Source organism: Pseudomonas sp. P5_B2 (assembly GCF_056400445.1).
Window position 1 is genome coordinate 1 of the sequence record NZ_JBFULH010001459.1, and the last position, 569, is coordinate 569.

General features: G+C 52.2%; 1 protein-coding gene and 1 pseudogene. Both read right to left on the bottom strand.

All coding sequences use genetic code 11. The features are described 5' to 3' along the window. Positions 1–89, bottom strand: a pseudogene (locus tag AC1DRJ_RS31820) (ComEA family DNA-binding protein); the annotation flags it as partial. A 112-nt stretch (positions 90–201) separates the two neighbouring features. Next, a partial coding sequence (locus AC1DRJ_RS31825; protein ID WP_477805587.1) for a polysaccharide biosynthesis protein occupies positions 202–569 on the bottom strand: 368 nt, incomplete at its 5' end.

Consider the following 569-nt stretch of genomic DNA (forward strand, 5'->3'; position numbering starts at 1 on the left):
TCGGGTTTGACCGCAGGTGCGGCAATTGTGGCAACAGAAGCGCTGGTGAGCAGGGCGAAAACCAGAGAGTAGAAATAGCCAGTACGCATAGTTGAAGCTCCATAACATCGTTTTAGAAAGCAGCTTTTCCGAAGCTGCCTTCCAAACTTAGGCGATGGAATGGAACTGTCAAAAGTGTGTCCGTTACCGGATGTGAAACAATCAGGGCTCGAGGCGGCGTTGCTGGTAGATCCAGTCGACGATTTCTCCGTCGGGTGTGTAGCCGCTGACGGTTTCGCGCAGGAGTTGGCGGACAAGGGAGTAATCGTCCAGTTCGACGGCGTTGAGTAATTGAGTCAAACGGGGCTTCAGGAGATCCCAGGGTAGATGGTCTTCGTTGGCGGTCATGATCATTGGATGTTGAGTGGCCGCTACGTTGTCGCCGATGAGCAACTCTTCATAGAGTTTCTCGCCCGGGCGCAGACCGGTAAATTCTATGGAGATATCACCTTGCGGGTTCCTCTCCGAACGAATGCTCAAACCGGAAAGATGAATCATCTTCTCTGCCAGTTCGACAATCTTTACTGGCT